At 33.6% G+C, this 9,271-nt stretch carries 7 protein-coding genes, 1 tRNA gene and 1 pseudogene; 4 read left to right on the forward strand and 5 right to left on the reverse strand.

What is annotated here, in order from left to right; translation table 11 throughout:
- Positions 1-552 precede the first annotated feature (552 nt).
- The 5 genes and pseudogenes from GO684_RS00870 to GO684_RS00890 all read right to left on the reverse strand — a co-directional run bounded on the left by GO684_RS00870 (position 553) and on the right by GO684_RS00890 (position 4,496).
- A pseudogene (locus tag GO684_RS00870) lies at positions 553-1,553 on the reverse strand (IS630 family transposase).
- Positions 1,554-1,661: 108 nt separating this feature from the next.
- Positions 1,662-2,258 carry a hypothetical protein gene (locus tag GO684_RS00875; RefSeq protein ID WP_175938181.1) on the reverse strand — a complete coding sequence of 199 codons (597 nt, stop codon included), beginning with the start codon at positions 2,256-2,258 and terminating at the stop codon, positions 1,662-1,664.
- 18 nt (positions 2,259-2,276) lie between these two features.
- Positions 2,277-2,351, reverse strand: a tRNA-Gln gene (locus tag GO684_RS00880).
- Positions 2,342-2,677 (reverse strand): divalent-cation tolerance protein CutA, encoded by a 336-nt coding sequence (gene cutA, locus GO684_RS00885; RefSeq protein WP_175938182.1) that lies wholly within the window; start codon positions 2,675-2,677, stop codon positions 2,342-2,344. Before cutA ends, GO684_RS00880 begins: the two co-directional genes overlap by 10 nt.
- 205 nt (positions 2,678-2,882) lie before the next feature.
- The gene (locus GO684_RS00890; RefSeq protein WP_175938183.1) at positions 2,883-4,496 is read right to left on the reverse strand and encodes an actin-bundling T4SS effector WalE1 family protein; all 1,614 of its coding nucleotides are present in this window, start codon (positions 4,494-4,496) and stop codon (positions 2,883-2,885) included.
- Between the two features lie 454 nt (positions 4,497-4,950).
- Between GO684_RS00890 and hflK the strand changes: the two genes are divergently transcribed.
- From hflK to GO684_RS00910, 4 genes are all read left to right on the forward strand, one after another.
- Complete coding sequence (gene hflK, locus GO684_RS00895) at positions 4,951-5,988, forward strand: FtsH protease activity modulator HflK (RefSeq protein ID WP_175938184.1); 1,038 nt, start codon at positions 4,951-4,953, stop codon at positions 5,986-5,988.
- Positions 5,989-5,990: 2 nt separating this feature from the next.
- A complete protein-coding gene (gene hflC, locus GO684_RS00900) occupies positions 5,991-6,863 on the forward strand; it encodes a protease modulator HflC (protein ID WP_175938185.1) in 873 nt (290 codons plus the stop codon).
- A 3-nt stretch (positions 6,864-6,866) separates the two neighbouring features.
- The gene (locus GO684_RS00905) at positions 6,867-8,354 is read left to right on the forward strand and encodes a DegQ family serine endoprotease (RefSeq protein ID WP_175938186.1); all 1,488 of its coding nucleotides are present in this window, start codon (positions 6,867-6,869) and stop codon (positions 8,352-8,354) included.
- 551 nt (positions 8,355-8,905) lie between these two features.
- Positions 8,906-9,130, forward strand: coding sequence for a hypothetical protein (locus GO684_RS00910; protein ID WP_175938187.1), 225 nt, complete (start codon positions 8,906-8,908; stop codon positions 9,128-9,130).
- The last annotated feature ends 141 nt before the right edge of the window (positions 9,131-9,271 follow it).

A 9,271-nucleotide genomic window follows, 5' to 3' on the forward strand; every position in this document is an offset into this window, starting at 1 on the left:
TAAAAAACTCCTATTTTTAAAATAGGCAGCGAATAACTAGCTAACAGTAGTTTTTTTGCCTCTTCCCTGCTTAGTGAATCTCTTAAAACTTGTAGCTGAAATAATTTATATTAATTCCTACTATATTAAGAAATGGATAGACAATAATGGAAAAGAAGCTACACGGCATTAGAATCAAAGTTATTGGATGAAAAAGTCGTGGAATCAGCAAAAGAAACGTTGAAAGGAGTGTGAAATAACGCATACGTTGCAAAAAAAAACTAAATGCTGTAATTGGCAGCAAAAGAGCACGGTGTAACAGCTGTAGCAAAATTAAATCAGGGTTAATTTGAGCAAATTGAAGTATAGATACAAGAAGACCATAATATTACTATTAAAGAAATGAGAAAAGAACCTGGAAAAATTTGGCCTTGAATGCTAGCAAGTTTACAGTACATCGGAATATGCAAAAAATGAAGTTTTCGTATATTACGCCAATACCAATTCGTAATGAACAAGATAAAAGTAGATAAGAAGAGTTTTAAAAACTTAATGAGACACCAGTTTTTATTGTTAGTGGGTCAAATAAGTGACATTACAGAGCTGTTTAATTGTGGAGCAAAAAAGAGAGGTGATAAATTTGCACAAGGTGCTCTCAAACAAAGCAATTGTATTATAGACTTTATTATGCAAAATGTTCTGTTTTATATATAACCAAAGTCTCTCGATAGGATTGAACTCAGGTAAGTATGCTGGTGGGTATACAATCTCAATATTTTTAGGTAACTTTAAATTTTTTAACTTATATCAACTAGCGCAATCCATGATAAGAAAAGGCTTCTCTTATTCTTAAATATTGTGACATTTGTTCAAGAAATATATTCATATAATCAGTGTTGACATTCGGTACAAATAAGCTAGAACTCCCTCCATTTCTAGGATTAACTGCACTATAGAGATAAAAATTTTCTATAATTTTACTTTAAACCTGCATTCTAATGCCCCCCTTTTAACCACTCATGTTCAACTTTCGAATGTGTGCAAAACTGCAGTTCATTAAAGAAAAATGACTCTTATTCAGGATATTTATCAATAGTCTTATTAAGTTTTTTTTCAAAACTTTTCCTGTCTACCTTTTTTATTCATTGTGAATTAGTCTTGACGTAATTGTACGAAACTTCATTTTTTACATATTATAGTGTACTGTAGACTTGCTGATATTCAAGTAAAATTTTTCCTGGATTTTCATCTCATTTCTTTAATAGTAATATTAGGCTTTTTTGTACCCATACTCTAACTCATTTAAATTGGCCATGATTCCAATCTAGTTTTTCTATGACGTTGATGGGAACAAGCAATTTCTCTTTTCTTCCAAGTTTTAGTACTTACCCATGTAGTCAATGTTATTATTGAAATGCAACATATTTTTGCTACGGCTGTTATACTATAACTTTTTGCTGCAGTTACAGCATTTAGCTTCTTTTTACAACATATGTGTTATTTCACACTTCCTTCAGCGTTTCTTTTGCTGATTCCACGACTTTTTCATCCAACAACTTTGATTTTAATGCTATCTAAATCTTGTTATTTTACTTACTTCCAGTAACGTAAAGCAATTTCTTGGTTATCATACTTTAACCAAGAAAAGCCCTGCTAAAATCAGATAAAGTTCCTATACATACTTAACGAGATTTGCCTTTTTTGCTAAAAAAAATATCATGCAGTCTTTTATCTATAGCTTCCTCTATATCTTTAACCAATAGCTGCTTTATCATATTTACTTTCCGTTTTTCATCTTGAGAATGATGTTCATCATTGCAACTATAACGGCTGTTATTACCGTAATTGCTCTTGCTGCTACAACCATAACTGCTGGCACTTAGTTTATTACGGTGACTCACTCCATCACTCCTTTTGCCTGTAATCATAAATTTAAGCATTTGTATCATCTTTTCCTTCAGAAAAGACTTCCAGCCTGTGGTAAGAAACAATCTATAGAAAAAATGTGGAGCAAGAAGTGCTACTAACATTCTAAAAGAAACCCCATAACCTAGATTTTCTCTGCTACCATAATACCACTTACAATATTGAAACAGATGGTAAAATGCATTTTTTAAAGAACTAAATTCCACAGCATACCAAAAGCCATTGCTGAGAAACATGAGCATAATGCTGGATACATAAAGATACACTATAAGGAGAAACAGCTTTACAACTATATCCTTTAAGCTGCCTAATATATAATTTAATAAACTTAATTTATAGAAAAGTGATATCATTCCACACCACCCTTAATATGGCTGGGGTGGAAGGATTCGAACCTTCGAATGGCGGTATCAAAAACCGCTGCCTTACCACTTGGCTACACCCCAATACTACTCACATCAATAATATTATTAACCCAATTAGCAAAAGATTTATTTACTTTTTCTATAGGTATTATCACAATAGCTGGCTGATCATAAGAACTCATCGCCTCAATCTTTTCTATAATTTTATCAACTTGACCACTTCTGCTTTTCATAATTGTTATTACTTCACAACTACTGTTAATTTCACCTTTCCATAAATAAAGAGAATTTACTTTAGGAAATATATTTGCACATACAATTAACCTCTTGCTTAATAATGCTTCAGAAACAGTTTTAGCCTCCTTTATACCTGAAAAAGTTATATAAACTAAAACTAAACTGTTCATTAGAATCTACATAAACGCACTGTTAATATACCTCACTTAGATTAATTTATCAAGAGAAAATAGAAGAGACTTTTTTTTAAATCCTGTTGTTTCAGCACGCAACGCTGGAATTTAGAAATTTCTTATAATCAAATCCTTGATTAGAAAAACAAAAAAAGGATGTCACTCACCAAGCAACATCCTTTGCAGAAAGCAAGTATTTTGTTTAGAGATATAACACCTCTACATCTGGTTTTTCAGCCTTAGGTTGACTAAACTTTGTAGTAGGTTTATCTCTTTTGAAGTCTTCACCTGTATCTTCTACTGCTATCGCAGAAGTAGAAGGCTGTTGTCCCATCAATTTGTCCAAAAAACCTGTGCTTTTTAAGCTTGCACGAGCTTTAGCTAAGTCTTCCGGAAAAAGACTTTGTTTTTCCAGCATAAAAAGACCAGAACCCATTCCACCATCAGAACTCAAGGAGCTCAGAGAAAGCCCTTTTGATACTTGTGGTAGAGCTACTGGAACAAGCACAGAAGAATCATTTAAACTATTAGATAAGTTGCTTCTAAAAAGGTTGGGGTTGACTGTTGCAATCTTATCAGCATCTTCAGCTGGAAGAGGAGTACCATAAAAAGCACTCTTTCCTATTTCTCTGGCTGGTATATCTGATACAGGAAGAACTTGATACTCAATGTTAGTAGCTTCTTCTGGTGCTTTACTTCCTTTATTCCACGATAACCATTTTAAAAATCTACTAGAAGATTGTACTTTTCTATGCTTCCCAGAATTCAACAATTCTGCTGTACCGTTAACAGTACCGTCAGCTCCTATAGAACTAAATAAATTGCTTCTTGATAAACTAGATTGCGTTGAATCTCTTCTGCTTTCACCATGACTTTTTGCCGTTCCATTAATGCCTTCTAAAAGTTTGTGCTCTGTTTTACGCTCTTTAACAATTCTCTTAATCTCATCATGATATTCAGAAAAAATTTCATAAAGATTATTGTTATCTTGAGTCAACAGATTTTGCAACTTCCTAGAGTTTAATTTGCTAACAAAACCTGCTTGATACCCTAATTGACTGATTAACTGTTTTTCTTTAAAACTTTGCTGACCATCAACAGAGTAAGCTTTTTCCAATATCTTTCCCTTTAATTCAGAGAATACTTTTTTGACTAAAACAGAGCTATCACTAGCTTTATCTCCAAAAACCTCCTTAATAAACATTTCTTTTATAGTATTGAAATTTCTCGTTTTTTCTTCGGTTTTAAAAATAACCGTTGAATTTTGCAGCCCTATTGAATACGGGATGCTATCTAAATTAGACATACTCGCACCTAAGTCACCTAGCTTGTACCCCATTGCTTTTAACGCAGAACTAGTTCCCTCCCTTGCTGCTTGTTCCATAGAACTCACAGCTTCTTTCACTGAGTCTTTAGTACGCACAGCACTATCTTTAATTTGTCCTCCAATATATTTTACCCCCTCAATTGTTTTTTCTGCAGCATACCTGAAGCCTGCTTCTACTCGTGCCCTGCATTTATACAAAGTTACACCAAGCGCTGCAAGTGCTAAAATTGCAAGTACTCCACCTACTATACTGCCTGCAATTATTGGAGCTGATGCAATTGCAAAACCAGCTCCTATTGTCACGGTTGCTGCTAACGTACCTATAAACAAACCAAGGATTACTCTGTTCGTTACTTCTAATGATTTTATCCTCTTCTCCAATGATTGCATTTGTTGTAACAAATCATCTGAAGAAAGTGTAATGCTATTTATTTGTTGAAGTTTCTGTACTTCAACAGAATTTGAATTTATTTCTTGACTAAGTAACACTTTGAACCTCACTATCAATCAAACATATTTATATTGTACACCTTCAATTCTTAAGTTAGTATTAACTGGGCCATTAGTGTTTATTCATCTTCAATAGTTTTGCTTGAAGTGTTTTTCTGTGGCCTAAAAAATTAGGTTAAATGCTCTCCGAACTAAAGTACTCATGCAATACATAAAAAGGGCATTCTTTTTCTTAATTATTGCAGTTCTAACAATAGTTTTATTATCTAAATTATCCTCACCTGCATGAAACGCAGTTCACTCAAAGAACAACAACAAGGGATTTAAAATAAGACCAGAAAGTTCCATAGAGTCAATCATATCACAACAGAGGAAAGGAAGTGTACGACCACGTCTTTCATTCTGATAATTAACTCGCAAACAAAAGTAATTTATGTTTGCATTTTCTTATTAAAGAAGTAATACTAGTGTATTAATTATAGAATTAATCGTTATGTTTGATGAGCATAATCCTTGGAACCTTGGAAAAAAACCGGTGGGGAATAAAACTCCTAATAATGAAGATATTTTAAGTAAAGCTATATCCAAAATAAGGTGCTTTTTTATCGGTTTAACAAGAAATGGCAGCAAAAAACCTTATCTCATTATTTTCATTATTTTATTATTTTACGCTTGTGCTGGTTTCTATATTGTCCATCCAAGTGAAGAAGGCATAGAACTTACATTTGGTAAATACTCCAACACGGAAACACCTGGCTTGCGTTATCACTTCCCCTACCCTATCGGCAAGGTTTTTAAAGTAAACGTTAAGGAAGTAAACCGCGAAGAAATCGGAATAAGTAGCTCTTATGGGCGAGACATAGATCGCGGCGAAGGTGTGATGCTCACTGGAGACGAGAATATAGTCAACGTTAACTTTGAGGTGCAATGGCGCGTTAGGGATGCTAAGGATTATTTATTCAAAGTACGGGATTATAAACCTGGTTTCAGTGTTAAAGATGCTGCCGAGAGTGCTATGAGAGAGATAATAGGCAAAAATACGATTTCTTTTGCACTTGAAGGTCAAGGTAGAGCTGAAATTTCCAGAGACACTAGAATTTTATTACAACAAATTCTTGACGGATATCAAATGGGTATAGAAATTTTGTCCGTCCAAATGAAAAAAATCGATCCACCAGAAAAAGTAATTAGCTCATTTAGAGATGTACAAAGTGCTCGTGCAGATAAAGAGCGTACTATAAATGAGGCATATGCTTACAGCAATGATATTATACCTCGAGCAAAGGGTGAGGCAATAAAGATAAAACTAGATGCAGAAGCATATGAAAATGAAATAATAAATGAAGCAAAAGGTAATGCAAATCGCTTTCTATCTCTTTATGAGGAATACAAGCAAAATCCTTCTCTTGTTAAGAATCGTATTTATCTTGAAACTATGGAAGATATCTTTAATAAAGTGGATAAAGTTGTTGTCACTGACGATTTGAAGGGTATGTTTTCTTATTTACCTCTTATAAATTTGGGAAAATAATCATGCGTAGTAACATTAAAATTGCCTTTGTTTCCATATTTGCTATCCTGTTGATCGCTCTGTCTAATTCAATATTTGTTGTACAAGAAACAAAGCAAGCAATAGTTATACAACTGGGTAAAGTTGTACGAGACATTAGAAAAAGCGGCTTATATTTTAAGTTACCACTTATAAACAACGTAGAATTTCTTGATAAGAGAGTTTTAGATTTAAGTCCTGACAAAACTCCAAGGGAAGTGATAACTGCAGATCAAAAACGTGTCATAGTAGATGCTTATGCAAAATATAGAATAGCAGATCCTATCACTTTCTACCAAACTGTGAGAAATGAATCAGGGTTAGTCAGAAGATTATATCCAATCATGGAAGCTCATATAAGAGAAAATATAGGGAGGTTTTCATTAATTAGTTTATTGAACGAAAAAAGATCAGAAGTCATGCAATTAATTCAGCGTGGAGTTTACTCTGAAGCTGAAAAGTTTGGTATAGAAATAATAGATGTCAGGATTAAGAGAGCAGATTTACCAGAAGAAAACAGCTCTGCAATATTTCGACGCATGCAAACTGAAAGAGAAAAAGAAGCAAAAGAGATCAGAGCAGAAGGAGAGCAAGCAGGGCAGGAAATTAGATCAAAAGCTGATAAACTAAAAAGGGAAATTATTGCTAGTGCAGTAAGAGAATCTTATGAAATAAGAGGTCGTGGTTATGCTGAAGCAACTAGAATTTATAATAGTGCATTTAAAGCTGATGAAGAATTTTTTAACTTTTATCGTTCTATGAGAGCTTACAGCAAATCATTTGCTGAAAACAATACTAAATTTATACTTTCACCAAATAATAATTTCTTAAATATTTTGAATAAGGGATGGAAATAGTCTATGAAAAGTAAGGTTTTATCTATATTTGCATATTTCTTGATTTCATTTTCCTCGTATGCTGATATGTTTGATTGGAGTGCAAAAAAGGTCCCAGACACTAACACCCATGTATGCAATTGTAATCAAGGACTTGCTGATCTAGTGGAAGAACTTATTCCTGCAGTTGTAAACATCTCAAGTGAGCAAATAGTTAAGCAAGAAAGTAACAATAGAACTAAAACCCCTTTTGCACCAAGAAACAATTTCTTTGACGATTTTAGAGAGTTTTTTGAGCATTTTGATCAGTTTTTTACAGACAGAAACCCTAGCATCAACAGAGAAGTGGTGTTGCTTGGCTCTGGATTTATTATAGATAAAAGTGGAACTATAGTAACCAATTATCACGTTATTAAAAACGCCCAAGATATCACAGTTACTATGAATGATAACACTTATTTCAAAACAGAAGTTTTGGGTTACGATGCAAGAACTGACCTAGCTGTGCTTAAGATCAAAGCTGACAAAGACTTTTCTTTTGTAACGTTTGGTAATTCCGATAAAGCAAGAGTTGGTGATACGGTCATGGCAATAGGCAACCCATTTGGTTTGGGTGGTTCTGTGAGCACAGGAATTATATCTGCAAGGTCCAGGGACATTAGTATTGGCACCACGAGTGAGTTTATTCAAACTGACGCTGCAATCAATAGGGGCAACTCTGGAGGGCCATTATTTGATTTAAATGGAAAAGTTATAGGTATTAACACTGCTATTTATTCCCCATCCGAGTCTGGTGGTAATGTGGGTATAGGTTTTGCTATACCATCTAATCTAGCTATATCTATTATTGATACATTAAAAAGTGGTAAAAAAATAAAACACGGTTGGCTTGGTGTACAAGTCCAGCCTATAACAAGAGAATTTGCTGAGTCCTTAGGTTTAAAAGACGTAAAAGGTGCACTGGTTGCAAACATAGTGAAGGATAGTCCTGCAGAAAGAGGTGGTATTAAAGTAGGTGATATATTATTAGAATTTGATGGTAAAAAAATTGATAGAATGACACAACTACCTCAAATGGTTTCAAGAACCGAACCTGAGAAAAAAGTGCAGATTAAGTTATTGAGAAAAGGCAAAGAAGTTAATGTCAAAGTTGTTATCGAAGAATCTGCAAATGATAGCCAAGGTGGTAACACAGAAGAAAATAGGTCAACATCTGATTATATAACTGGTTTAACTGTCTCCAATCTACCAAAAGAGCCAAAAGAAAGTAAAAATGGCACGCCTACAAAAGGTGTGATAGTTACCAATGTAGATAGTAACAGCAACGCTACACTACGTGGTATCAAAAAAGGAGACATCATTATTCAATTAGATGGAGTAGATATAGAAAATACTGAAGATTTTCAAAAACAAGTTGACTTAGCAATAAAGAAAAGCAGCAAGGATTCAATAATGTTGCTCATTTACCGTAATGGGAATCAGTTTTTTACTTCAATAAAGTTAAAAAAGTAATCTCATTACTAAATTCATAAACGCTATTTGAGTCCACTAGAATGGCGCTTTCCAAGTTACTCATGGGAATGCAAAGATTACTTGACCAAAATCTTGCAGGTCCCTTTGTCATGGAGCTGGAAGTGTTCAGTACCTTCATCTGTGCAAATTAAACGACAGGGTATAACGTAATTGACGTCTCATTTTTTAATTTTTATACTATATGCATTTTGCGTTTTCACAACGCCTAGCTGAAGTAAATAAAATAGCGAGGTTTAAATGGTATTGAAATCAAAATTATTGCATGAAAGAGTCGTGGAATTAGCAAGAGAAATGCTGGAGAAAGTGCAAAATAACACATGTGTTGCAAGAAAAAACTAATGCTGTTCAAGAACAGTACTAACTACATTGATAAAGCATCTAAAACTTTAAAAAAAAGAAAAATTGTTTACTCACTCTCAACATCGTAGAAAAACTAAGTTGAGTCAGAGTCAATTTGAACAAGTTGAGTATGGGTACAAGAAAACCCTAATATTACCATTAAAGAAATAAGAATACAGAAAAAATTTGACTTGAATATCAGCAAGTCTAAAGTACACCGTAATATGCAAAAAATGAAGTTTGCGTATATTACGTCAAGATCAATTCACAATGAACGAGATAAAGGTAGAGAGGAAGGGTTAAAAAAAATTAATGAAACTATTGGTAAATATCCGGAACAAGGTTATTCATCTTTGATGAATTGCAATTTAGGCACACATTTGAAAGTTGGCACGGGTGGTTTAAAAGGGTGTTAGAATACAGGTTAAGTAAAATTAGGTAGACAAAAAATTTTATCTCTACAGCGCAGTTAACCCTAAAAACGGGGAGAGTTCTAGCTTATTTGTACCAGAATTGTGTCCACACTGATTGTATGAATATATTTCTTGAATAAATGT

This window comes from Wolbachia endosymbiont of Litomosoides brasiliensis, assembly GCF_013366805.1.
Classification (GTDB): domain Bacteria; phylum Pseudomonadota; class Alphaproteobacteria; order Rickettsiales; family Anaplasmataceae; genus Wolbachia.